The organism is Actinoplanes sp. NPDC051346, assembly GCF_040682215.1.
In the GTDB taxonomy this organism is placed as follows: domain Bacteria; phylum Actinomycetota; class Actinomycetes; order Mycobacteriales; family Micromonosporaceae; genus Actinoplanes.
Window position 1 is genome coordinate 854,477 of the sequence record NZ_JBFBAJ010000001.1, and the last position, 24,697, is coordinate 879,173.

Below are 24,697 nucleotides of genomic sequence, written 5' to 3' on the forward strand. Positions count from 1 at the left end.
GATCTCTGTGCCGCGCCGGTCGCCGCGACCGGCGCGGCGCCATGTGCGGAGGAAGCATGAACATCGGAGTCCTGGCCCTGCAGGGCGACGTCCGTGAGCATCTGAGCGCCCTCGCCGAGAGCGACGTCCTGGCGCGCCCGGTCCGCCGGCCCGAGGAACTCGACGAGGTCGACGCCCTCGTCATCCCCGGCGGGGAGTCCACCACCATGAGCAAGCTGGCCGTCACGTTCGGCATGCTCGACCCGATCCGCAAGCGGATCGCCGTCGGGATGCCCGCCTACGGCTCCTGCGCCGGCATGATCATGCTGGCCACGACCGTCCTCGACGGCCGTCCGGACCAGGAGTCGTTCGCCGCGATCGACATGACCGTGCGGCGCAACGCGTTCGGCCGGCAGGTCGACTCGTTCGAGGCCGCCGTACGCATCGAGGACGTCGAGGGCGACGATTTCCACGCGGTCTTCATCCGCGCGCCCTGGGTGGAGGAGGTCGGCGACGACGTGCGGGTGCTGGGCCGCGTCGCGGACGGGCCCGCCGCCGGTAGGATTGTCGCCGTTCGGCAGGGGAACCTGCTCGCCACGGCTTTCCACCCGGAGCTCACCGGCGACCTGCGCGTCCACCGGTACTTCGTCGAGATGGTCCGCCACGCCGCAGCCGCACGGTAAGCAAAACACGGAGGTTACGCATGTCCGGCCACTCAAAGTGGGCGACGACCAAGCACAAAAAGGCCGTCATCGACGCCAAGCGCGGCAAGATGTTCGCCAAGCTGATCAAGAACGTCGAGGTGGCGGCCCGCGTCGGCGGCGGTGACCCGGCTGGTAACCCCACGCTCTACGACGCCATCCAGAAGGCGAAGAAGAGCTCCGTCCCCAACGACAACATCAACAACGCCGTCAAGCGCGGCTCCGGCCTGGAGGCCGGCGGCGCCGACTGGCAGACGATCATGTACGAGGGGTACGGCCCCAACGGCGTCGCCCTGCTGATCGAGTGCCTCACCGACAACCGCAACCGCGCGGCGACCGAGGTGCGCACCGCGCTGACCCGCAACGGCGGCACCTTCGCCGACGCCGGCTCGGTGTCCTACTTGTTCAACCGCAAGGGCATCGTGCTGGTCCCCAAGGGCGAGCAGTCCGAGGACGACATCATGCTCGCCGTCCTCGACGCGGGCGCCGAGGAGATCAACGACCTCGGTGACTCGTTCGAGGTGGTCAGCGAGCCCGGCGACCTGGTCGCCGTCCGCACCGCCCTGCAGGACGCCGGCATCGACTACGACTCGGCCGAGTCCTCCCTGGTGCCGACGATGACCGTCGAGGTCGACGAGGAGGCCGCGCGCAAGGTCCTCAAGCTGATCGACGTGCTCGAGGACTGCGACGACGTGCAGAACATCTTCGCCAACTTCGACGTCAGCGACGAGGTCATGGCGAGGATCGACGCCTAGGCGTCGCGCTGTTCGTGACGGCCGTCCGGATCTTCCGGGCGGCCGTTTTCGTTCGTCCGGCTTTCGTTCGTCCGGCTTTCGTTCATCCGGTGCCGGAAGCCCGCGCCATGACGTGCACCAGCCCGCCGACGAGCAGGGCGCCGCCCGCGCCGACCCGGGCGTAGTGGTGCCACAGGAATCTCCGGTAGGCGTGCACCCAGGCGATCTCCGCCTCGGCCACCACCGCGGTCCCCTCGCGGACCGTCGACGGCAGCAGCGCGCCGAGCCGCTGCGCGACCGACACGCCCGCGGGTCGACGGAAGGTCTCGCCGGATCGGCGGCCCGTGACCTCGACCGGGTGGAAACGCTCCTCGCGCCACTCCTCGGTCCGCTGGGCCAGGCGCCGGGCGAGGTATTCGCCGCGCACGTCACGCCCGTGCAGCCGGCTCTGGAAATTCAGCCAGCGCCAATGGCCGGCCAGGTCGGTGAGCACCGTCGCCGTCGCCGTGGATCCGTCGCCGCCGCACAGGCGGGACGCCTCCCGGCGCAGCGGGTCGAGGCGCGTGGCTACGAACGCGAGATAGTCCTGCGGCGGCTCGGCGTCCATAGTTCCATCGTCGAGTGACGCCGGTCACCGCACAAGGGTTCGAGGTGCGTGTGTCGCCCGAGGCCCCCGGGGCGCGGCGTACTAGGGTGTCGAACACACGTCCGAGGAGAGGGGGCGCTCGTGCGGGTGCTCGGCATCGACCCCGGCCTCACCCGGTGCGGCGTCGGGGTGGTCGAGGGTGTGCCCGGCCGCCCGTGCACGCTCATCGGCTACTACGTCGTCTACACCGATGCCGACGACGACATCGCCCTGCGACTGCTGCACCTCGACCGCTCACTGGCCGACCTCGTCGCCGAACACCGCCCCGACAGCGTCGCCGTGGAGCGGGTCTTCAGCCAACACAACACCCAGACCATCACGGGTACGGCCCAGGCCAGCGGCATCGCCATCCTGGCCGGCGCCCGCGCGGGGCTGCCGGTGCAGACGTACACGCCCAGCGAGGTCAAGGCGGCCGTGAGCGGCTCCGGCACTGCCGGCAAGGCCCAGGTGACGAGCATGGTCACCCGGCTCCTCGGCCTCGACGGCCCGCCCCGGCCCGCCGACGCCGCCGACGCCCTCGCGATCGCCATCTGCCACATCTGGCGCGGAGGCACCCGAGCCCGGTTGCAGGCCGCCGCGGTGAAAGCCGCCCGCCAGTCCACCCCCGCTCGCAGGACAGGAGCTCGTCGATGATCGCCAGCGTGCGCGGCGTGGTCGCCGCCATCGCCCCGGACAGCGCCGTCATCGAGGTCGGCGGCGTCGGCCTCGCCGTGCAGTGCGCGCCCGGCACGCTCGCCGGCCTGAAGGCCGGCACCGAGGCCCGGCTGGCGACGAGCCTGGTCGTCCGCGAGGACTCGCTGACCCTGTACGGCTTCGCCGACGACGACGAGAAGCACCTCTTCGAGCTGCTCCAGACCGCCAGCGGAGTCGGGCCCCGCCTCGCCCAGGCCGTCCTGGCCGTGCACCAGCCCGAGGCCGTACGCCGCGCGATCTCCGCCGGCGACATCGCGGCCCTGACCCGCGTGCCCGGCATCGGCAAGAAGGGCGCCGAACGCCTCGTCCTCGAGCTGCGCGACCGCATCGGCGCCGTCTCGACCGGCCCGGACGGGGTCGTCGGCGCGCTCGCCGGCGGCTGGCAGGAGCAGGTGCGCCAGGGCGTCGTCGCCCTCGGCTGGTCCGCCCAGCAGGCCGACCAGGCGGTGGCCGCGGTCGCCGAGTCCCTCGACGGCGAGACGCCGCCGGTGCCGATCCTGCTGCGTCAGGCGATCCGCCTCCTGGGCCGGACCCGATGACCGACGACCTCGTGTCGCCGTACGCCGGAGACGAGGAGCTGGACGCCGAGGCCAGCGTCCGCCCCCGCCGCCTCGCCGACTTCATCGCCCAGCACCGCGTCCGCGACCAGCTGGAGCTCCTCCTCAAGGGCGCGATGGGCCGCGGCTCCCCGCCCGACCACATCCTGCTGTCGGGCCCGCCCGGCCTGGGGAAGACCACGTTGGCGAACATCGTGGCGGCGGAGCTGGGCACCGGGATCCGGACCACCAGCGGCCCGGTCATCGAGCGCTCCGGCGACCTCGCCGCCATTCTGACCAGCCTCGGCCAGGGCGACGTGCTGTTCATCGACGAGATCCACCGCATCGCGAAGCCCGCCGAGGAGCTGCTCTACAGCGCCATGGAGGACTTCCGGGTCGATGTCATCGTCGGCAAGGGGCCCGGCGCGACCGCGATTCCGCTCGACGTCGAGCCGTTCACCCTGGTCGGCGCCACCACCCGGGCGGGGTTGCTGTCCGGGCCGATGCGCGACCGGTTCGGTTTCGTGGCGCACCTCGACTTCTATTCGCCGGCCGACCTGGATGCCCTGCTCCACCGGTCGGCCCGGATTCTGGGCGTGCCGATCACGCCCGAGGGCGCCGCCGAGATCGCCGGGCGTTCGCGGGGAACTCCCCGGATCGCCAACCGGCTGCTGCGGCGGGTCCGGGACTATGCCGAGGTGCGCGGCGACGGGATCGTCGACGAGGAGACCGCCAAGGCGGCTCTCACCGTGTACGACGTGGACCAGCTCGGCCTGGACCGTTTGGACCGGGCCGTGCTGCGGGCGCTCATCGAATCGTTCCGGGGTGGGCCCGTGGGTCTGTCCACCCTCGCGGTGGCGGTGGGGGAGCAGTCGGACACCGTCGAGGAGATGTGCGAGCCGTTCCTGGTCAGGGCCGGGTTGCTGGCGCGTACGCCGCGCGGGCGGGTGGCCACCGACGCCGGTTGGCACCATCTCGGCAAGACGCCGCCGGAGGGTCGCACCGGCGCGCCGCACCAACCGGACCTGTTCGCCCGGGATGCGGATTCCTCTCCGTAATGTGAACGTGACGTGTGCCGCGCACGGACTTCCCAGGTACAAGGATTAGACTCGCCGCCGTCCAGCGGGATGTATATATCGCCACACCGCGCGCCCGGTGCCGCGGGCAGTGGCCCCACGGAAGGTTTTCCCTCGTGTCTTTGGCAGCTCCAGCGCAGGGTGGCAGCAGTTTCATGCCGCTGCTCCTGATAGTCCTGCTCTTCGGCGTCATGTATTTCATGATGATCCGCCCGCAGCAGAAGCGGCGCCGCGAGGCGCAGGCCATGCAGTCGGCGCTGGGGGCGGGCGACGAGATCGTCACCATCGGCGGCCTGCACGCCACGGTCGTCGCGGTCGACGACGAGGTCGTCACGGTCGAGATCGCTCCGGGAGTCAACGCCCGATACGCCCGTCCGGCGATCGCCCGCGTGCTCAAGCAGGAGTCCGCGCCCGTCGCTGAGGAGGCCGTCGTGGCCGAGCCGGCCGCCGACGAGCCGGTCCAGAGCCCGGTCGTCGAAACCCGCAAGACCAAGGACTGAGGTCGCGCTCGCGGCCCGTGATCGGCGGGCCGCGCAGCGGTAATCCACACCGGGCAGCGGGGCGGGGCACCTGCACGGCCCATTGTTGTGAATAATCGTCGCCGGGCGTCAAAACAGGCCGGACCACCATTTCCGGTCCGACGCTGGCTGCCCCGCCCTTTCCCCACCTGCGGCCGCGCTCCCGCGGCAGCTCTCAGCACGAGGAGATCGACAGTCGTGGCACGACCACCACAGGGACAACCGCATCCCGGGCGGCAACTCGCCGTGCTCGGTCTCCTCTTCGCCATCCTCTATGCGCTGGTGTTCTGGGGGCCGGGCACCAAGGGGCTCGGCTATGAGGAGCGGCTGCACCCCCGGCTCGGCCTCGACCTCGTCGGTGGCACGCAGGCGACGTACGTCGCCTCGCTCGTCGGCAGTGGCCAGGCGCCCAGCCCGGAGAGCATGGAGGAGTCCCGGAAGATCATCGACCAGCGGGTCAACGCCCTGGGCGTGGCCGAGGCCGAGGTCGTCGTCGAGGGCAACCGCAACATCGTGGTCTCCGTCGCCGGCGAGGCGAACGACCAGCTCAAGAGCGTCGGCCAGGCGGCGCAGATGCGCTTCCGCAAGGTCCTCAAGGTGACCGGCGACAACGCCGCGGTGGCGGTCAACCCGCCCACGGCGGTGCCGAGCGCGGCACCGAGCGGCGCCGCGGCGCCGAAGCCGAGCACCTCGGTCAAGGCTCCGGCCAAGGCCCCGGCGGTCACGGGCAGCGCTGTCCCCTCCGCCTCCACCGGCGGCCAGGGCGGTGGCGAGCGGGCTCCCGCGCCCAGCGCCAGCGCCTCTCCGGCGCCGTCGGCCGGGGCATCCGCGCCGCCGCTGGCCGTCCCGGCTCCCGCACCGATCACCTCCGACATCAAGGAGCTGCGCGCCGCGGTCGAGAAGAAGGTCGGCCCCGCGGCCTGGTCCGCGGCCGAGAAGCTGACCGACCCGGTCGATCTCTCCAACCCGACGGCGGGCCTGGCGTACAAGCCCTTCAGCACGCTCAGCGGCCAAGAGGTCAACGCCCTGACGCCGGAGATGCAGTTCAACGTTCCGACGATCAGCTGCGACCAGCTGAACAAGCGGACCGCGGGCGCGATCGACGAGGAGGGCGCCAAGGTCGTCGCCTGCCAGAGCGGCGCCAAGTTGTACCTGGACGTCGCCAAGGTGGTCGGCACCGACATCGACACCGCGACCCCGCAGCTGGACCAGACGACGGGCCAGTGGGTCGTCTCGCTGGACTTCAAGCCGGTCGGCCAGTCCAAGTGGACGGAGCTGACGCGTGAGGCGTTCCAGCCGGCCGCCAACGACTCGTGTGTGACCGCCGCGCAGGCCTTCTCGAGCGGCGCCACGCACTGCCTCGTCGCCGTGGTCCTCGACAAGGAGGTCATCTCGGCGCCGGAGATCCAGGGCGTGCTCAGCGGCCAGTCGCAGATCACCGGCCAGTTCGACGCCACCTCGGCCAAGGACCTCGCCGACAAGATCAAGTACGGCGCCCTGCCGGTCACCTTCGACCCGGGCACCACCCAGACCGTCTCCGCGACGCTGGGCCTCGCGCAGCTCGAGGCCGGCCTCATCGCCGCCGCCATCGGCATGGGCCTGGTGGCGATCTACGCCTTCTTCTACTACCGCATGCTCGGCTCCGTCATCTTCCTGAGCCTGCTGCTCTCCGGTCTGCTCACCTTCGGCGCCCTGGTGGTGCTCGGCCGGACCACGGGCTTCACGCTGACCCTCGCCGGCATCGCCGGTTTCATCGTGTCCCTAGGTGTCGCGGCGGACTCCTTCGTCATCTACTTCGAACGCCTGAAGGACGAGATCCACGAGGGTCGTAGCCCGCGAAGCGCGGTACCCCGGGCGTGGGCCCGCGCGCGGCGTACCATCATCTCGGCCAACACCATCACCATCATGGCGGCCGTGGTGCTCTACATCGTGTCCATCGGTGCGGTGAAGGGCTTCGCGTTCGCCCTGGGGCTGTCGACGGTCCTCGACCTCATCGTGGTGTTCCTCTTCCGGCACCCGATCATGACGATGTTCGCGAACACCAAGGCGTTCCTGTCGCCGCAGGTCAGCGGCCTCGGCCGTGCCCTCAAGCGCGCCCCGACCGAGAAGGAGGCCTGACATGGCCAAGGGCCTTGCCGAACGCCTCTACATGGGTGAGGCGAACCTCAACATCGTCGGCCGCCGCAAGATGTGGTTCGCCATCGCCGGCGCGCTGATCGTGCTCGCCATCGGTAGCTTCCTCGTCCGGGGCTTCCACCTGGGCATCGAGTTCTCCGGCGGCACCCAGTTCTCGCTCCCCGCGACCGTCGGCACCGCCGGGGCCGCGCAGGACGCGGTCGAGAAGGCGGTGAACACCGCCGGCGTCGCCGACGTGACCGTCGGCGCGGCGCAGAAGGTCGGCAACGGCGTCGACGCCACCTTCAACGTCCGCACCGGTGAGCTGAAGCAGGATCAGGCGACCTCGGTCAAGAATGCCCTGGTCAAGGACCTGGGCGTGCCGGCCGAGAAGATCAGTGACGACCGCGTCTCGGAGGCGTGGGGCGGGCAGGTCACCCAGCAGGCGCTGCTCGGCCTCGGCATCTTCCTGGTTCTGGTGCTCGGCTATCTCGTGGTCCGCTTCGAGTGGCGGATGGCCGTCGCGGCGGTCTCCTCGCTGCTGCTCGACCTCGTGCTGACGGCCGGCGTCTACTCGATGGTCGGCTTCGAGGTGACGCCGTCCACGGTCATCGGCTTCCTCACGATCCTCGGTTTCTCCCTGTACGACGTCGTCGTCGTGTTCGACAAGGTGCAGGAGAACACCCGGGGCATCACGGCCGGCAGCGCGAGGACGTACGGCGAGGCGGCCAACCTGGCGGTCAACCAGACCCTGATGCGCTCGATCAACACCGGCCTGGTGGCGCTGCTGCCCGTCGGCGGTCTGCTCTTCATCGGCGCCGGTCTGCTCGACGCGGGCACCCTGAAGGACCTCGGCCTGGTGCTCTTCGTCGGCATGGGCCTCGGCGTGGCCTCCTCGATCGTCTTCGCGACGCCGGTCCTGGCCGCGCTGAAGGACCAGGAGCCGCGGATCAAGTCGCACAACGCCCGGGTGCTCGCCCGCCGCTCGTCGGCCCGCTCCGGCGACGTCGCCCGCGGTGAGCGCGGTCGCACCGGTGCGACCACCGAGGACGAGCCGGCGCTCGCGAGCACGACGCCCAGCGTCACGCCGCGCCCCGGTGCGCGGCCGGCCGGCAAGCGCTCCGGCAACCGCGGTGGTGGCGCGGGCAACCGCCCCAGCGGCGGCCAGAAGCGCCGCTGACGCAGGCACGGAGGACGGCCCGCCACCGATCGGTGGCGGGCCGTCGCCTTTGTCTAGGCTGTGGCGCGTGACGGATACTGCTGCAGAGGTACGCGGGGACAGCGGCCCCGAGGTCGCCGCGCTGGTCGCCGGCCGGGTCGTGGACGTGCCCGACTTCCCCAAACCCGGCATCGCCTTCAAGGACCTGACCCCGCTGTTCGCCGACGGTCGGGTGTTCCACGAGATCGTCGACCGGATCGTCGCCCACCACGGCGCCGGCTCCTTCGATGTCGTCGCCGGGATCGAGGCGCGCGGGTTCGTGCTCGCCGCGGCCATCGCCTACGCGACCGGCACGGGCGTCGTGCCCATCCGCAAGGCCGGCAAGCTGCCCCGGGAGACGTTCGCGGCGTCCTACGCTCTGGAGTATGGCGAGGCGACCCTCGAGGTGCACCAGGACTCCTTCGGCGCGGGTCAGCGCGTGCTGGTGGTCGACGACGTGCTCGCCACCGGGGGCACCGCCCAGGCGGCTCTGGAGCTCGTCGAGCGGGCCGGCGGCGCCGTGTCCGGATTCACGGTCGTCATGGAACTCGGCTTCCTCCAGGGGCGCGAGCGGCTGAGCCCGCGTACCGTCCATGCCCTGCTGACCGTTTGATGCTTTTCGCCCCGCGTGGCGGTACTCTTTCGGAGCTTCGGGCCGGGCCAAACGGGAACCCCAGGCGGGTACGATGGCTTTTCCAACCAGGTGAGCAGTAGCGACGTGAGGAGGCCGGTGTCCAGCGACGTCGCCCCTCCTACGGAGGGCACGGTGCAGCCGACCGACGCGACCAAGGCTTCCACGCCGTCGAGCGATTCGGCGACCCCGGTGAAGCCTGACGGAGCTCAACCTCAGACGGCCGCGAACGGGGCCGCTGCGGGCGGCTCGTCCCCGGCCGCGACCCCGGTCGTCGGTGCACCCGTGCCCGACGGCGAGACGACCCAGCCACTGTCACCGGGCGACGAGCCCACCGTCGGCTTCGGGTTGGCCAGCGCGCCGACCGGGCGCCGGGTGCGGGCCCGGCTCGCGCGGTTCAACGCGCCGTGGCAGAGCACGCAGGTCAGCGAGGTGCTCGAGCCGCTGATCGCCACCCATCGGGCCAGCCATCCCAAGGCCGACGGGCGGGCCCTGCAGCGCGCGTTCGACGTGGCCGCCCGGTGGCACTCGGGGCAGTACCGCAAGTCCGGCGACCCGTACATCACGCATCCGCTCGCCGTCGCCACGATCCTGGCGAACCTCGGCATGGACACCACCACGCTGGTGGCCGCCCTGCTGCACGACACGATCGAGGACACCGACTACGGCCTCGAGCAGATGAAGACTGACTTCGGCGGCGAGGTCGCGCTGCTGGTCGACGGCGTGACCAAGCTCGACCGGGTCAAGCTCGGTGACGCGGCCAAGGCCGAGACGATCCGCAAGATGGTCGTGGCGATGGCCAAGGACCCGCGGGTGCTGGTCATCAAGCTGGCCGACCGGCTGCACAACATGCGCACGCTGACCTTCCTGCCCCGCGCCAAGCAGGAGCAGAAGGCCAAGGAGACGCTGGAGATCCTCGCGCCGCTGGCGCACCGCCTCGGCATGAACACGATCAAGTGGGAGCTCGAGGACCTCGCGTTCGGCACGCTGTTCCCGAAGCGGTTCGAGGAGATCAACCGGCTGATCGGCGAGCACCAGCCCCAACGCGAGGCGCTGCTGCGCCAGGTGACCAACCGGGTCGGCCTCGACCTGAAGTCAGCGAAGATCAAGGCCGAGGTGACCGGCCGCCCCAAGCACCTGTATTCGATCTATCAGAAGATGATCGTCCGGGGCCGCGACTTCAACGACATCTACGACCTGGTCGGCGTGCGCATCCTGGTCGACACGGTCCGCGACTGCTATGCCGCGCTGGGCGTCATCCACGCGAACTGGCAGCCGGTGCCGGGCCGGTTCAAGGACTACATCGCGATGCCGAAGTTCAACATGTACCAGTCGTTGCACACGACGGTCATCGGCCCGACCGGCAAGCCGGTCGAGATGCAGATCCGCACCTTCGCGATGCACCGCACGGCCGAGTTCGGCATCGCCGCGCACTGGAAGTACAAGGAGCAGAAGGGCGCCACGATCGTGGGCCCGCCCGCGCACATCGACGAGATGACCTGGCTGCGGCAGCTGCTCGACTGGCAGCGCGAGGCCAGCGACCCGAGCGAGTTCCTCGACGCATTGCGCTTCGACCTGTCCAGCCAAGAGGTGTACGTCTTCACCCCCAAGGGCGACGTCATCCCGCTGCCGACCGGGTCGACGCCGGTCGACTTCGCCTACGCCGTGCACACCGAGGTCGGCCACAAGACGATCGGTGCGCGGGTCAACGGCAAGCTGGTGCCGCTGGAGTCGACGCTGTCCAACGGCGACGTGATCGAGATATTCACGTCGAAGTCCGCGACGGCCGGCCCGACGCAGGACTGGCTCGGCTTCGTCAAAAGCCCCCGGGCGCGTACCAAGATCCGGCAGTACTTCAACAAGGAGCGCCGCGAAGAGGCGATCGAGGCCGGTAAGGAAGCGATCGTCAAGGCGATGCGCAAGCAGGGCCTGCCCCTGCAACGCATGCTGACCAGCGAGAACCTGACCACCATCGCCCGTGATCTGCACCTGGCTGACGTGTCCTCGCTGTATGCGGCGGTCGGGGAGAACACCGTCTCGGCGCAGTCGGTGGTGCAGAAGCTCGTCGCCGGTTTCGGCGGCGAGGAGGGCGCGGTCGAGGACATCGCCGAGACGGCGGTGGCGACCCGCCCGCCGCGCAACCGCAGCACCGCGCAGGACCCGGGCGTGGTGGTCAAGGACGTCAGCGACGTGTGGGTCAAACTGGCCCGCTGCTGCACCCCGGTGCCCGGCGACGCGGTCTTCGGTTTCGTCACCCGCTCCGGCGGCGTGAGCGTGCACCGCGAGGACTGCGCCAACGCCGAAGACCTACGCGAGCAGAGCGAACGCGTGGTCGAGGTGAGCTGGAAACCGACCTCAGCGTCCACCTTCCTGGTCGCCATCCAGGTCGAGGCACTCGACCGGCACAAGCTGCTCGCCGACGTGACGCGGGTCCTCTCCGAGGAACGCGTGAACATCCTGTCGGCGACGGTGACGACCACGCGCGATCGGGTGGCGGTCAGCCGCTTCACCTTCGAGATGGCCGACCCGAAGCACCTCGGCCACCTGGTCGCGGCGGTGCGCAAGGTGGACGGCGTCTTCGACGCCTACCGCGTCACGTCCGGCGCCTGACCAGGACAGAAAGAAGGGCGGACCCCGCTGGGGCCCGCCCTTCCTCGCGCTTACTGATCAGGCACCGGCCATCGTGATGCTCTTGATGTCGATCTCCTTCTTGGGGTGGCCGTCGCCCTGGCCGTTGGCGTTGTCACTGCCCGCCTTGGCTACGCCCTCGACGATGTCGAGCCCCTTGGTGACCGTACCCAGGACCGTGTAGTCCGGGGGCAGCTCCGTGTCGGCGTACACAATGAAGAACTGGCTGCCGGTGGTCTTGGGAGCCGAGGTCTTGGCCATCGCGATCGTGCCCTTGGGGTACGTCGGCTTGGCGTTCGTCGGGAGGTTCTCCTCCGCGTACTTGAAGTTCGGGCCGCCCTGGCCGTCGGTCTCGCGGTAGCCCTTGCCCGAGGCCGAGGGGTCACCGCACTGCAGGACCTTGATGTTCTCGGTGGTGAGCCGGTGGCACTTGGAGTTGTCCCAGAACTTCTTGCTCGCCAGGTAGGTGAACGCCGCCCCGGTGCACGGGGTCTTCGACAGGTCCACGGCCGCCGTGACGACACCCAGGCTGGTGTCGATGGTCAGCGTGCTCTTGCCGGTGTTCGGCGCGTTGGCCGGCGGAACACCCCCGGTGTCCTTGACCTTGCCGCCGCTGCCGTCCTCCGTGATCCAGTCACAGACGACCGTTCCTGGAGGCGGCGCCGCGCCATCGGTGCCCGACGAGTCGTCGTTGCCGAGCGCGGCGACGATCCACACGGCGGCGCCGGCGATCACGATCACCGCGAGTGCCGAACCGATGACGGCCTGACGCTGCCGGCGCTTCTTCGCGGCGGCGGCCCGCTCGGCCATCTCCTTCTCGAGGCGGGCCCGCGCCGCCGCGCGCTGCCTGTCCTTGATCGACGACACGGTGTTCCTCCTGGTATGCCTTCGTGCGGTGAGGGGGCTGCGATCGGTGGATGCTGCTCCGGACTGCTCAGGACCGGCGAGACGCCGAGGGTGCGGCCGACGGGGCCGCGACCGCCGACGGGATCACGACCGGTGGCGTCGCCGCCTCCGCGGCGCTGGGCGCGCCGACGGTGATGCTCTGCACGGCGATCTTCTCCTTGGGCTTGACCTTGTCGCCCGTGTCGTTGGCGACGGTCGGGATCTTGCCGATCGCCGTCACCGTCTCCATGCCACCGGTGACCATGCCGACGATCGGGTACTGCGGGGTGCCCTTGGGCGTGAAGTTCTTGAAGAAGATCAGGAACTGACTGCCGTTGGCGCCCGGCGGATCGCCGATGAGCGCCACCGTGCCCTTCGGATACAGCGGGGCGACCGGCGCCTTCGACGGTGCCGGCGAGCCGCTCGCGCTGGGCGTCGGCTCGGGCGCCAGCGGGACGTTCTCGTTGTAGATGCTGTAGGTCGGCCCGCCCTGGCCGGTGCCGCTGGGATCGCCGCAGCGGATCGCGCCCTCGGTCGTCAGCTCGTGGCACGTGGTGTTGTCGTAGAACTGCTTACCCGCGAGGTGGGCCAGATCCGCGGCGCTGCACGGCGCGTTCGCCAGGTCCAGGCTCACCACGATCGGCGCGCCCTTGTCGGTGGTGATCGTCATCGTCCGGCTGCCGGAGGTGGGAATGCCCGACGTCGGCGGCTCGCCCACGTCCTTGAGGCTCTTGTTGGTCTCGGCGTTCTGCTTCGTCCACGCGCAGACGTCAGAGTCGGCGGCGTCGGTGCTCGACTCGTCGCCGTCGAACGCGCCGCCGAGCCAGGCGACGCCGCCCACGACGAGAAGCAGGGCGGCCGCGGCGCCGACGCCGGCCTGGATCTGCCGCCGCCGTCGCTGTCTGGCGGCCCGGCGCGCCAACTGGCGATCAAGTTTCTCTCGCGCCAGTTTCCGCGCCCGATCCTTGCTGGAGACCACCTAGGGCTTCCCTTCCTCACTTGCGGGCGTGCGCCACGCCACACGCCCGCAAGAGTGTACGGGTAACGACTGGGAATGTGGTGTGCGAGGTTGCGTGCCGGTGTGTACGGTGCGTCCGGCTAGGCTTTCGAGGGATAGCGACGCGGTAAGTCAGCTAGAGAGGGGTGCCGAGTGCTCGTCACCGGCTTTCCGGCCGAGGCCTTCGGCACCAACTGTTACGTCGTGGCTCCCGGCCCGGGCGAGCAGTGCCTGGTGATCGACCCGGGCGTCGGCGTGCTCGACCGCCTCGACGAGGTGCTCGCCCAGCACCGGCTGCACCCGGCGGCGGTGCTGCTGACCCACGGGCACCTCGACCACACGTTCTCCGTCGCCCCGGTCTGCGGTGCCCGCGGCATCACCGCCTACGTGCACCCGGCCGACCGCGAGCTGCTCGCCGATCCCGCCAAGGGACTGGGCGTCGGCCTCGACGACCTGTTCGGCGGCCGGCTGACCTACTCCGAGCCCGACGACGTCGCGGAGCTCACCGACGGCGCCACGCTGACCCTGGCCGGCGTGGAGATCACCGTCGACCACGCGCCCGGCCATACCGGCGGGTCGGTGCTCTTCCGACTGCCCGGCGCGGCCACGTCGTGGGATGCGGAGCAGATCTGCCTCTCCGGTGACGTGCTCTTCGCCGGCTCCATCGGACGCACCGACCTGCCGGGCGGCAACACCACGGCGATGTTCGCCAGCCTGCGGGACAAGATCCTGCCGCTGGCCGACGACACCGTCGTACTGCCCGGCCACGGACCCGAGACGACGATCGGCCGCGAGCGCGCGGTCAACCCGTACCTGCGGGAGTTGACCGAAGCGCCCAGCCGAGGCCTCTGAGACCTCGCTAGGAGAACCAGCACCATGAGCAAGCCCACGTCCATCTCCGGCTTCCCGGAGTGGCTGCCCGCCCAGCGGATGATCGAGCAGAACGTCATCGAGCGCATCCGCGCCACCTTCGAGCTGTACGGCTTCGCACCCCTGGAAACCCGCGCCGTCGAGCCGATGGACCAGTTGCTGCGCAAGGGGGAAACCTCCAAGGAGGTGTACGTCCTGCGCCGCCTCCAGGAGGATCCGGCCTCCGGCGGCGACGCCGCGCTCGGCCTGCACTTCGACCTGACCGTGCCGTTCGCGCGGTTCGTGTGTGAGAACAGCGGCAAGCTGCAATTCCCGTTCCGCCGCTACCAGATCCAGAAGGTGTGGCGCGGTGAGCGTCCCCAGGAGGGCCGCTACCGGGAATTCCTGCAGGCCGACATCGACGTGGTCGACCGCGACACGCTGCCGTTCCACTACGACACCGAGATGCCGCTGGTGATCGGCGACGCGTTCCGCTCGCTGCCGATCCCGCCGGCCACGATCCTGGTGAACAACCGCAAGGTGTGCGAGGGCTTCTACCGCGGGCTCGGCCTCGAAGACCCCGACGAGGTGCTCCGCATCATCGACAAGCTCGACAAGATCGGCCCCGAGAAGGTCGCGGCGCTGCTCGGCTCCCAGGTCGGCGCGACCCCCGCCCAGATCGACGCCTGCCTGCGGCTGGCCGAGATCTCGGCGGTCGACGGTTCCTTCGTGGACCAGGTGCGCAAGCTCAATGTGGACAACGACCTGCTCAACGAGGGACTCGAGGAGTTGCTCCGGGTCGTCGAGACGGCCGCGGAGCACTCGCCCGGGCTGGTCCGGGCCGAGCTCAAGATCGCCCGCGGCCTCGACTACTACACCGGCACGGTCTACGAGACCCAGCTGCAAGGCTACGAACGCTTCGGCTCGATCTGCTCCGGCGGCCGGTACGAGAACCTCGCGTCGACGGGCAGCGAACGCTTCCCGGGCGTGGGCATCTCCATCGGCGTCTCCCGAATGCTGGGGCTGCTCTTCGGCCACCAGGCGCTGTCGGTCTCGCGAAGCGTGCCGACCTGCGTGGTGGTGGCCCTGCCCCAGGAGGACCTGCGAGGACGCTGCGACCGGATCGCCCAGAGCCTGCGCTCGCGGCGGATCAGCACCGAGGTCGCGCCGTCGGCGGCCAAGTTCGGCAAGCAGATCCGCTTCGCCGAGCGGCGCGGGATTCCGTACGTCTGGTTCCCGGGTGTGGACGGTCAGCCGGACACCGTCAAGGACATCCGCTCGGGCGAGCAGGTGGAGGCGGACGCCGGGAGCTGGACGCCGCCGGTGGAGGACCTCCTGCCGGCGATCAGCGGAGCTGAGACCCGGGTTCCCAGCGCGAACTGAGCACCCGGCTTCCCAGCGCGAACTGAGCACCCGGCGTCTCCGCGTGGGCTGAGCGCTCGGGGCGTCTCAGCGTGGGGTGAGCTTGCGCGCGTCGAGGAAGTCCTCGATCGCGGTGCCGATGGTGCCCAGGGCGTCGGTGAAGACGCGTAGCGGCCCGGGCGGGCGCAGTGCGTGATTGGCGTCATCGATGACCAGCACGTCCTTGCCGGTGGCCCGGGCCGTCGCGGTGTTCCACGACAGGTCGCCGGTGCCGCCGATCAGGAGCTGAGGCGCGGGGTTTCGCGCGATCGCCGCGGCGACGGCTTCGACGTGCAGCAGTGGGGTGAGCCAGACCGCGGGCAGTTCGCGTTCCGCGGCGAGCCGTGCAGCGTAGGTGCCGAGCGACTTGCCGATCAGCACTGGCGTCGCTCGCGGCGCCGCCCGGCCGGCCCGCAACAGCGCGGCTTCGACGTGGATGCGGACGAACGGCTCCGGGTCGAGGTCGGTGAGGCCGTCCGGCCCGGTCCACGCCACCTCTTCGAGGTGCGCCTTCCGATCGGTCAGCGCCTCCCAGCCGAGGTCGAGCAGGGTGGACTGGACGTCGTAGCGAAGTCCGGGTATCAGGATGCCGGCGATCACGACATCAGCGTATGTGTCGATGTCGATCCGGCCGACCCGGCGTCACCGGCCGGCCTGGCGTCACCGGCCGGTCGGCGGCGCCTCGAAGATCATGCAGCTGGAGGTGGCGTGGGCGACCAGGCGGCCGGCGGCGTCGGTCATCCGCGCCTCGGCCAGGGCCGTGCGCCGCCCGCGCTGGAGCACCGTGCCGGTTGTCGTCAGCCGGCCCGAGGAGAGGGTGACGGGGCGCAGGAACTTCACGGTGAGATCCAGGCTGGTGTAGCCGACCCCGGCCGGGAGTGTGGTCTGCACCGCACACGCGGCGCCGGTGTCGAGAAGCGTGGACAGCACGCCGCCGTGCACGCTGCCGAGCAGGTTGTAGTGGAACTCCTGCGGGTCCATGTGGATCGTGACGCTGCCCTCGGCCACGTCCATGCCGACCACGTCGATCAGATGCATCACCGGAGGAGGCGGAATCTCGCCGGCCGCCATGGCCTGCAGCAGCTCAAGACCGGAGCGGCCGAGCAGGCCTGCGTGCGGGGTCGGGTCCGACCACGCGAAGGTCCGGGAGCGTTCTGCGGTCTGGGTCTGCGTCATAGACGCAGGCTGCCACGGGCTTGCTGTGTCTGTCAATGAGACCTAGCCTCTGTACGTATGACCCAGACCACAGCGCGGCCCGAGGCTCTCGACTGGTCCGTCGAGCACTGCACCATCGCCCGCGCCATGGCCGTGCTCGGCGAGAAGTGGACCGTCGTCGTGCTGCGGGAGGTGTTCAACGGGGTTCGCCGCTTCGCCGACATGCGGGAACGCACCGGAGTTCCCCGGCAGGTCCTCGCCAACCGGCTCGCCTCGCTCGTCGAGCACGGCGTCCTGCGCCGGGAGCCCTATCGGGAGCCGGGTGCCCGGCTTCGACACGAATACCGGCTCACCCGCAAGGGCTTCGACCTCTATCCGCTGCTGGTCGCGGTCAAGGAGTGGGGCGACCGCTACCTGGCCGACGCCGACGGCCCGCCGCTGACGATGATCCACCGCGGCTGCGGCGAGGAGGTCCACACCGCGCTGCACTGCGCCGGCGGCCACCCCGTGACGGAGTTCCGCGACATCGCCCCTCGTCCCGGCCCTGGTGCCCGCCGCCGCTGACCCCTCGGCGTGCCGCAGCGCCCGCGGCGCCTGCGACGCCCAGCGCGCCCTGTGGGGGTGCGCGGCGCGGGTTGCGCGGCGCGCGGCCGGAAGCCCGCCGCCCCACGATGTCCCACGGCGCGTCTGGAACCCGCCGCTGCGACTGACCGGCTCCGGCCCGCTCCCCGCCCCGTTGGCTCGCTCTCCGTCCCGCCAGGCCTCTCGCCGGATAAGCCAGATGTTTCGCATTTGTTCCGTTTAACCTCATAAGCGAGCCGCTTTCCCGTAGCGCGCCTGTCGTTGCGGCCGGCGCCGGACCGCGGCGCCGCCCGGCGGCCGGCCGGCACGGCTGCCGACAGCGGCATGCGGAGGAGGTAGCTCGTGGCGGCCCGGTTGCTGATCATCGGCGGTGCCGAACGCCACGGTGCCAGCGGCACGGCCATCCTGCGGCGCTTCGTCGAGCTTGCCGGGGGACCCGCCGCGAACATCGTGGTCATCGCCACGGCCAGCGGCGAGCCCGCCATCCTCGAGGCCGAATACGCGGGCCTGTTCACCCGCCTCGGCGCCCGGCAGGCTCGCGGGCTGCGGATCGCCACCCGCACCCAGGCGAACGAGCCGGACGTCATCCGCGCCCTCGCGGCCGCCACCGGGGTGTTCTTCACCGGCGGGGACCAGACGCGGATCACCGCCGTTCTCGGGGGCACCCTCACCGACTCGGCCCTGCAGACACTCGTGCGGGACGGGACCGTCGTGCTCGGCGGCACCAGCGCCGGCGCCGCGATGATGTCCGGGACGATGATTCTCGGCGGTGTGGCGCCGGGCATCACCCGCGACGGCGTACGGACCGGTCCGGGCCTGGAGTTCCTGCCGGGCGTGGTGATCGACATGCACTTCGCCGAGCGTGGCCGCCTCAACCGCCTGCTGAGCGCCGTAGCGCTCTACCCGCACGAGTTGGGCCTCGGGATCGACGAGGACACCGCGATCCTCGCCCAGGGCGACCGCTTCGAGGTGCTCGGCTCCGGCACGGTCACCGTCGTCGACGCCGGCGCGGCCACCGACATCCGCGTGCCGGCCTCCGGGCCTATCGCGCTCGCCGGGGCGCGTCTGCACGTGTTGCCTGCCGGGAGCAGGTTCGAACTGTCCAGCCGCCGTCCCTCGATCGTCGACAGGGCCGCCTGAGGAACGCAGGAACCGTCCGATGAAGATTCTCAGCCTTCGCCACCTGCGGGGTCCCAACGTTCACGTGTCCCGGCCCGCCATGGTGGCGAGAGTGCGCCTCGACGAGCTCACCGGCCGGGAGACCTCGGATATCGCGGGCTTCCCGGAGCGGTTGCTGCGCGCCCTGCCGGGCCTGACCGAGCACCACTGCGCGGCGGGGGTGCCGGGCGGCTTCGTGAGCCGGATGCGCGGCGGCACCTACTTCGGGCATGTCACCGAGCACGTACTGATCGAGCTGTCGCAGCGCATCGGGCGGGACGTGAGCTTCGGGCGTACCGTGTCCACTCCCGAACCGGGGGTCTACGACCTGATCGTGGAATGCCCGCCGGACGAGTCGCCGGAGTCGACCCTGCCCGAACGGCTCCTCGAGGCCGCGGTCGAGCTGGTCACGACGGTGGCCGCCGGCGCCTCGGTGCCCGCGGCCGACCTCGCGCACCGGTTGCGGGCCCTGGCCGAGCGCGCCGAGCGGGAGGCGACCGGCCCCAGCACCACGGCCATCATCACGGCTGCCCGCCGCCGCGGCATCCCGGTCGAACGGTACGGCGACCTCAGCCTCCTGCGCCTGGGCTGGGGCACCCGCCGCCGGCTCGCCTGGGCCGCGATGACCGACCGCACCGGCGGCGTCGGCATCGATGTCGCCGCCGACAAGGTCGTGACGCGGCGGCTGCTCGGAGACGCGGGCATTCCGGTCGCGCCCGGCGGCGCCGCGCACGGCGCGGAAGAAGCCGTGCGGCTGCTCGGTCGCCTCGGTGGCCCGGTCGTGATCAAGCCGCGCCGGGGCCGGCAGGGGGCACATGTCGCGCTGAACCTGCGTACCCCCGCGGAGGTCGAAGCGGCCTGCGCGGCCGCCGGCGCGGAGGTGATCGTGGAGCGGCAGCTGCCCGGCCGGGACTACCGGGTTCTGGTGGTGGCGGGCGAGGTGGTGGCCGCGGCCGAGCGGACCGCGGCGCATGTCGTCGGCGACGGGCATCTCACCGTCGCGGAGCTGGTCGCGCGCGTCAACGCCGACCCGCGACGCGGTCCCGGACACTCGCGCATGCTGACCCGCATCACCCTCGACGACACCGCTCATGCCGTTCTGGCCCGGCAGAACCACACGGTCGACTCCGTGCCCGAGGCCGGGCGCCAGGTGTGGTTGCGCGACAACGCCAACCTTTCCACGGGCGGCACCGGGTGCGATGTCACCGACCGTGTCCATCCCGACGTGACCCGGCTCTGCCTGCGCGTCGCCGCGGTCATCGGCCTCGATGTCGCCGGCATCGACCTGCGGCTGCCGGACATCGCCGCGCCGGTGCCGCTCGCCGGGGACCCCGACGAGGTCACCGCGGGCGTCATCGAGGTGAACGCCGTACCCGGGCTGCGCATGCACCTCTCGCCGGTGCGGGGTCGGGCCCGCGACGTGGGCGACGCGATCGTGCGGGCGATGTTCCCGGGCGGCTCCGACGGGCGGATCCCGGTCGCCGCGATCACCGGCACCAACGGCAAGACGTCGGTGTCGCGGATGGCGGCTCACCTGCTGGCCGGCGCCGGGGTTCGGGTCGGGCTGACCACCACCGACGGGGTGAGCGTCGACGGGCGCGGGGTCTATCGCGGCGACGCCACCGGGCCGCGCTCGGCCCAGATGGTCCTCGGCGACCCGGGGGTGCAGGCGGCGGTCCTGGAGACCGCGCGCGGCGGCATGCTGCGCCGCGGCCTCGGGTACGACTGGAGCGACGTCGGCGTGGTCACCAACATCACCGCGGACCACTTCGGTCAGGACGGGCTGGAGTCGATCGAGGACATCGCCCACGTGAAGGCGCTGGTGGCCGAGCGGGTCAGGGACGGGGGCACGCTCGTGCTCAACGCCGACGACCCGTGGGTGCGCAGCCTCGCGGACCGGCCCCGGGTGCGCGCGGACCGCAAGCGCATCGTCTGGTTCGGCGCCGATCCAGCCCAGCCGGTGGTCGTCACCCACCTCGGCCGCGGCGGTACGGCGTACCTGATGCAGGACGGCTGGCTGGTGCAGGCGACCGGCGCGCGCCGCACGCCGTTGATGCGGGTCGCGGAGGTCCCCGGCGCGTTCGGGGGAGCGGCGCCGTACGCGGCCGTCAACGCGCTGGCCGCGATCGCGACCGCGCGGGCCCTGGGCGCCCCCGCCGGCATCGTCGAGCGGCTGACCGAGTTCGAGCCGCGGGTGCACAACCCCGGCCGGGGTACGGTGCTGCGCCTCGGCGAGGTGAGTCTCTTCGTCGATTACGCGCACAATCCGGCGGCGATCGCGGCGGTGCTGCGTACCCTCGAGCGGCTCTATGGCCAGGACCGCTGCGTCGCGACGGTGACGCTGCCGGGGGACCGGCGCGACGACCTGCTCGCCGCGTCGGCGCAGGTGCTCGCCGACGGCGTCACGCGCGCGGTCCTCTACGACGACGAGGACGACCGCGGTCGGGAGCCGGGAGAGGTGTCGGCACTGGTCGAGCGGGAGATGCGGGGGCGGCGGCCGAACCTGCGCGCGGTCCGGGCCGAGGGCTTCCAGGCGGCCGTCCGTGAGGCGTTGCGCCTGGCCGTCCCGGGCGACGTGGTGCTGGTGCTCTACGAGAGTCTCGCGCCGATGCTGAGGTACCTCGAGGAGTTGGGCGCGGTGCCGGTGGACGCCCCGCCGGTGGCCGGATTGCGGCACGCGCCGGTCAGCCTCGCGGGGCGGGGACGCCCCGGCGTCCTTGATCCCGCGACAGGGTGAACTGACCCAGTTTGTCCCATGTTCCGGTGAGCAGGACCAATAAGGCATGATCGGCGCCGAACTTTCATCCGATCGGGCGGGGTGACGCAGGTCATTGCCCTTGGAGCGAGCGGGTCGGCCACCCTCCGTGAGGGACGGTCCCGGGCGGAAACTTGTCGCCGGAGCGTGATGCAATCGCGACTGCACGTGCAGATTCCCTTGTGGATACCTTCCCTATCGGGGGATACCCGCAAGTACCGACAAGCCGGGCAATAGCCGCAGCTGCGACAACCATGATCATCCACATTGCCCTGACCAGGCCATACGGGGCCCGCTCCGGGTGTGCACCCGCGGCGCATGCGACGAAACGTACGGTGACGAGCCGCAGGTCATCCCCGCCCTCGATCAGTCGAGGCGGAGGCCGAATGTCGGTTACGATCCTGGCCGTCGATGGGAACGCTCAGTCCGAACGTCGGACCGATAGCCGCCCCGGCACCAGGACACATGGCGGTGTGCTCCCGGTGTTTCATCCGATCGCGCATGTGGGGGCACATGAGCACGACGGACCTGCCCGGTTCGAGTCTGCTGGCCGGTCGATACCGACTGGTCGAGCGGCTCGGCGCCGGCGGGATGTCAGTGGTGTGGCGAGGCTTCGACGAGGTTCTCGGGCGGCAGGTGGCGGTCAAGGTGCTGCCGCCGTCGACGAGCGCCGATCCCTCCTTCCGGCGCCGGCTGCGTGCGGAGGCGCAGGCCGCCGCGCGCCTGAGCCATCCGCACATCACCAATGTGTACGACTACGGCGAAGCGACGACCGTCGACGGTGAGCCGGTCCCGTACGTCGTCATGGAGCTCGTCGACGGCGAGTCCCTCGCCGCGGTGCTGGCCCGATCACGGCGCCTGCCCTGGCCGGCGGCCGTCCGCGTCACCTCCGAGGTGGCCGCCGCGCTGGCCGCGGCGCACGCCCGCGGCATCGTCCACCGCGACGTCACCCCTGCCAACGTCATGCTCACGCCCGCCGGCGCGAAGGTCGTCGACTTCGGCATCTCGGCCCTGATCGGCGAGAACGACATCGACCCCGACGGCAGCCTGCTCGGCACGCCGGCCTACCTCGCGCCCGAGCGGCTCGAGGGCGGCCAGGTCAGCCCGGCCACCGATGTGTACGCCGTCGGCCTGCTGATCTACCGCACGCTGATCGGTCAGCTCCCGTGGGATGTGGGCACCACGACCGCGCTGCTGCGCGCCCACCAGTACACCGAGCCCGAACCGCTGCCGCCGGTCGACGGACTGCCCGCCGCGGTGTCCGCCCTGATCGCCCGGTGCCTGGAGAAGCGGCCCTCCGACCGCCCGTCCAGCGCCGAACTCGCGCACATCCTCGGCACGGTCTCGGCCGGCGTACCCGCGGCGCGGGCGTTCGTGCCGGAATGGGCCGACAACGGCGAGGACACCACGATCCTGCCGACCGCGCACTCGTACACCGCCGCTCCGGGCCGCATCGGCGGCGGATACGCCCCGATCGTTGACGCTCGGCCCGGCCACGGGGTCGCCGCGGTCTCGCCCGCTCCCGGCGACTCCTTCGCGGATGACTCTTCCGCCGATGCCGGCGATCCCTACGCGGGCGACTCCCTGGCTGGTGCTGGGGCGCTTGCCGGTGCCGGACCCGCGGTCGGAATGGCCGGGGGTTTCGGTGCGGAACCGGAGAGTTCGGACCCCTCGACGCCCGCCGGGTCGGCGTCGGGAAACCCCGTCGCGGCGGCCGAGGCGGCCGTGGGGACTCCTGGTCAACCGGCCACGAACGCTCCGGCGCCGGGTACGAACGCTCCGGCGCCGGCTACGAACGCTCTGGCGCCAGCTACGAACGCTCCGGCGCCGGCCGCGGCGCCACAGCGCGGCGGTCGCAACAGCCGGTTCGGTCCGATGCCGCCCGCGCCGATGTCCTCGGGGCCCTTGGCGTCCGGTCCCGGCGGGCGTCCTGGCGGCTTCGGTCCCGGTTCACCGCACGGGGGCTTCGGTCCCGACGAGGGCTCCGGGCTCGGTGCGGGCGGTCGCTCCGATGGCTTCCGCGCGGAAGCTGTACTCCCCGGCCAGGACCCCTTCGCGGATCCCGCATCGGGCGTTCGGCCCGACGAGTTCGGCGCGCCCGGTGCCGCGGGTGGTGGGCCGGCCCTTCGTTCCGCTTTCGGCGCGGCTCCGCTCCGCGCGGCTCCGTTCGGGGCGGCTCCGTTCGGGGCGGCTTCGTTCGGGGCGGCTCCGAGTCGGCCGCCGATGCGCGTCGACGCTGCCGGGGCGCCGTCAGGCGCGGCCGCTGGGGGCCCGCTGACCCGGCGGCCCGGGGAAGCGCCGGGGAGCAGGGCCGGGGCGGCCCAGCGACGCCGGCTCTTGATCGTGGCAGGTTCGGTGGCGCTGGTGGTCGGTGCTGGCACCTGGGCGCTGGGCCAGGCGGCCGGCGGCTCGCCCCGAGGTGTGACGGCCAACGCGGTCGGCCCGCATCCGACCCAGGTCGCCAACGCCAACAAGTGTGTCGTCAGCTACGCGGTCTGGTCCGACGACGGCGACCGGTTCAAGGCGGCTGTCACCATCGCCAACCGGGACGTGAAGGCGATCAAGGACTGGAAGCTCTGGTTCCTCATGCCGGGCGACCAGGTGGTCTCCGGCAACGGCAAGCTCAGCCTCGACCAGCAGGCCCGCGCCGTCACCGTGCGGACCGGCCGGACGCTGAGCCCGCAGGCGACCGAGACCATGCAGTTCACCGGTCGCTACAAGGACAGCAACGCCGCCCCGATGGTGTTCCAGCTCGACGGGCAGACCTGCGAGACGTTCGTGTCGCCGAAGCCCGGCGAGCCGTCCCGGCCGGTCGAGCATCTGAGCAACGGCACGGTGCGGCTCGGGCCGGTGCCGTCGAAGAGGTCACCGCAGCCCGGCATCTCCATCGGCCCGGGCGGCGTGGTCGTCCCGGTCCCGGTGCCTCCCGGCCAGAGCCCCGGCCCCACGCCGTCGAGCGCGCCGTCGTCGTCGCGGCCGCCTGACGACGAAGAGCCGCCGCCTCCCTTGCCGCCGTCCATCTCGTCGCAGCCGCCGACGGGGACGGACGACGAGGACGAAGAGCCGTCCACCCCGCCCTCGATCCCGTCCGTGTCGCCGGAGGCCGTGGACCAGGACGACCCACCGTCAACATTCGGATAGCCCCACAGTCAACATTCGGATAAACAGCGCGAAAACTATGGGCGGTCGACCGGAGTGCCGGTCGGCCGCCCAATAGCGCGATAAAGTCAAAAGCGATCCCGGCAGGCATATTCGTCCCGTGCGGACGCGACGCCCGTGGTGGACGGCGCGACCGCAGGGGGCCCGACGCAGATATCAATGCAAACTGCATCGGCGCGCCTCCGGGCCCGCTCGACGCCCGCGAGGAAGATGGTTGATACCGGTCTGCAACCCAACCGGTTCCGGTCCGCACCACCGCGAGCGTTAGCTGGATCACAAGCAAGTCGTCGCACATCGGGGA

The 24,697-nt window shown here is 71.3% G+C and carries 21 protein-coding genes; 16 read left to right on the forward strand and 5 right to left on the reverse strand.

Annotation, left to right across the window (positions count from 1 at the left end; genetic code table 11):
- Positions 1–56 precede the first annotated feature (56 nt).
- Positions 57–662: a pyridoxal 5'-phosphate synthase glutaminase subunit PdxT gene (gene pdxT, locus AB0M36_RS03830; RefSeq protein ID WP_364151813.1), complete on the forward strand. Its 606-nt coding sequence runs from the start codon at positions 57–59 to the stop codon at positions 660–662.
- A 20-nt stretch (positions 663–682) separates the two neighbouring features.
- Positions 683–1,435 (forward strand): YebC/PmpR family DNA-binding transcriptional regulator, encoded by a 753-nt coding sequence (locus AB0M36_RS03835; RefSeq protein WP_364151816.1) that lies wholly within the window; start codon positions 683–685, stop codon positions 1,433–1,435.
- A gap of 82 nt (positions 1,436–1,517) precedes the next feature.
- Here AB0M36_RS03835 and AB0M36_RS03840 read toward each other — a convergent pair whose 3' ends face one another.
- A complete protein-coding gene (locus tag AB0M36_RS03840) occupies positions 1,518–2,021 on the reverse strand; it encodes a hypothetical protein (RefSeq protein ID WP_364151819.1) in 504 nt (167 codons plus the stop codon).
- Positions 2,022–2,141: 120 nt separating this feature from the next.
- Between AB0M36_RS03840 and ruvC the strand changes: the two genes are divergently transcribed.
- From ruvC to AB0M36_RS03880, 8 genes are all read left to right on the forward strand, one after another.
- Positions 2,142–2,693: a crossover junction endodeoxyribonuclease RuvC gene (gene ruvC / locus AB0M36_RS03845; RefSeq protein WP_364151821.1), complete on the forward strand. Its 552-nt coding sequence runs from the start codon at positions 2,142–2,144 to the stop codon at positions 2,691–2,693.
- Positions 2,690–3,292 (forward strand): Holliday junction branch migration protein RuvA, encoded by a 603-nt coding sequence (gene ruvA / locus AB0M36_RS03850; protein WP_364151824.1) that lies wholly within the window; start codon positions 2,690–2,692, stop codon positions 3,290–3,292. Before ruvC ends, ruvA begins: the two co-directional genes overlap by 4 nt.
- The gene (gene ruvB, locus AB0M36_RS03855) at positions 3,289–4,347 is read left to right on the forward strand and encodes a Holliday junction branch migration DNA helicase RuvB (protein ID WP_364151826.1); all 1,059 of its coding nucleotides are present in this window, start codon (positions 3,289–3,291) and stop codon (positions 4,345–4,347) included. Before ruvA ends, ruvB begins: the two co-directional genes overlap by 4 nt.
- A gap of 173 nt (positions 4,348–4,520) precedes the next feature.
- Positions 4,521–4,865 (forward strand): preprotein translocase subunit YajC, encoded by a 345-nt coding sequence (yajC, locus tag AB0M36_RS03860; RefSeq protein ID WP_364151828.1) that lies wholly within the window; start codon positions 4,521–4,523, stop codon positions 4,863–4,865.
- A gap of 216 nt (positions 4,866–5,081) precedes the next feature.
- On the forward strand, positions 5,082–7,001 hold the full coding sequence (gene secD / locus AB0M36_RS03865; RefSeq protein WP_364151830.1) for a protein translocase subunit SecD: 1,920 nt from the start codon (positions 5,082–5,084) through the stop codon (positions 6,999–7,001).
- 1 nt (position 7,002) lies between these two features.
- A complete protein-coding gene (secF, locus tag AB0M36_RS03870) occupies positions 7,003–8,178 on the forward strand; it encodes a protein translocase subunit SecF (protein ID WP_364151833.1) in 1,176 nt (391 codons plus the stop codon).
- 67 nt (positions 8,179–8,245) lie between these two features.
- Positions 8,246–8,809 (forward strand): adenine phosphoribosyltransferase, encoded by a 564-nt coding sequence (locus tag AB0M36_RS03875; protein ID WP_364151836.1) that lies wholly within the window; start codon positions 8,246–8,248, stop codon positions 8,807–8,809.
- Positions 8,810–8,926: 117 nt separating this feature from the next.
- On the forward strand, positions 8,927–11,437 hold the full coding sequence (locus AB0M36_RS03880) for a bifunctional (p)ppGpp synthetase/guanosine-3',5'-bis(diphosphate) 3'-pyrophosphohydrolase (protein WP_364151838.1): 2,511 nt from the start codon (positions 8,927–8,929) through the stop codon (positions 11,435–11,437).
- Positions 11,438–11,494: 57 nt separating this feature from the next.
- Here AB0M36_RS03880 and AB0M36_RS03885 read toward each other — a convergent pair whose 3' ends face one another.
- Positions 11,495–12,322, reverse strand: a complete 828-nt coding sequence (locus AB0M36_RS03885; RefSeq protein WP_364151840.1) for a peptidylprolyl isomerase — start codon at positions 12,320–12,322, stop codon at positions 11,495–11,497.
- Positions 12,323–12,389: 67 nt separating this feature from the next.
- Positions 12,390–13,319, reverse strand: coding sequence for a peptidylprolyl isomerase (locus AB0M36_RS03890; RefSeq protein ID WP_364151843.1), 930 nt, complete (start codon positions 13,317–13,319; stop codon positions 12,390–12,392).
- 171 nt (positions 13,320–13,490) lie between these two features.
- On the opposite strand from AB0M36_RS03890, the gene AB0M36_RS03895 reads away from it, so the two are divergent.
- Together AB0M36_RS03895 and hisS are read left to right on the forward strand one after the other, a co-directional pair.
- Entirely contained in the window at positions 13,491–14,189 is a 699-nt protein-coding gene (locus AB0M36_RS03895) for an MBL fold metallo-hydrolase (RefSeq protein ID WP_364151845.1), read from the forward strand.
- A 24-nt stretch (positions 14,190–14,213) separates the two neighbouring features.
- Positions 14,214–15,569, forward strand: coding sequence for a histidine--tRNA ligase (gene hisS, locus AB0M36_RS03900; protein ID WP_364151847.1), 1,356 nt, complete (start codon positions 14,214–14,216; stop codon positions 15,567–15,569).
- A gap of 66 nt (positions 15,570–15,635) precedes the next feature.
- Here the strand turns inward: hisS and AB0M36_RS03905 are convergent, their stop codons facing one another.
- Positions 15,636–16,187, reverse strand: a complete 552-nt coding sequence (locus AB0M36_RS03905) for an alpha/beta hydrolase (RefSeq protein ID WP_364151850.1) — start codon at positions 16,185–16,187, stop codon at positions 15,636–15,638.
- 60 nt (positions 16,188–16,247) lie between these two features.
- The gene (locus tag AB0M36_RS03910; protein ID WP_364151852.1) at positions 16,248–16,763 is read right to left on the reverse strand and encodes a PaaI family thioesterase; all 516 of its coding nucleotides are present in this window, start codon (positions 16,761–16,763) and stop codon (positions 16,248–16,250) included.
- A gap of 57 nt (positions 16,764–16,820) precedes the next feature.
- Here AB0M36_RS03910 and AB0M36_RS03915 point away from each other — a divergent pair, with 57 nt between their 5' ends.
- The 4 genes from AB0M36_RS03915 to AB0M36_RS03930 all read left to right on the forward strand — a co-directional run bounded on the left by AB0M36_RS03915 (position 16,821) and on the right by AB0M36_RS03930 (position 24,378).
- Positions 16,821–17,306: a helix-turn-helix domain-containing protein gene (locus AB0M36_RS03915; protein ID WP_364151855.1), complete on the forward strand. Its 486-nt coding sequence runs from the start codon at positions 16,821–16,823 to the stop codon at positions 17,304–17,306.
- Between the two features lie 360 nt (positions 17,307–17,666).
- On the forward strand, positions 17,667–18,464 hold the full coding sequence (locus tag AB0M36_RS03920; RefSeq protein ID WP_364151857.1) for a cyanophycinase: 798 nt from the start codon (positions 17,667–17,669) through the stop codon (positions 18,462–18,464).
- 19 nt (positions 18,465–18,483) lie between these two features.
- On the forward strand, positions 18,484–21,219 hold the full coding sequence (gene cphA / locus AB0M36_RS03925) for a cyanophycin synthetase (protein WP_364151861.1): 2,736 nt from the start codon (positions 18,484–18,486) through the stop codon (positions 21,217–21,219).
- Between the two features lie 531 nt (positions 21,220–21,750).
- On the forward strand, positions 21,751–24,378 hold the full coding sequence (locus AB0M36_RS03930; RefSeq protein WP_364151863.1) for a serine/threonine-protein kinase: 2,628 nt from the start codon (positions 21,751–21,753) through the stop codon (positions 24,376–24,378).
- The last annotated feature ends 319 nt before the right edge of the window (positions 24,379–24,697 follow it).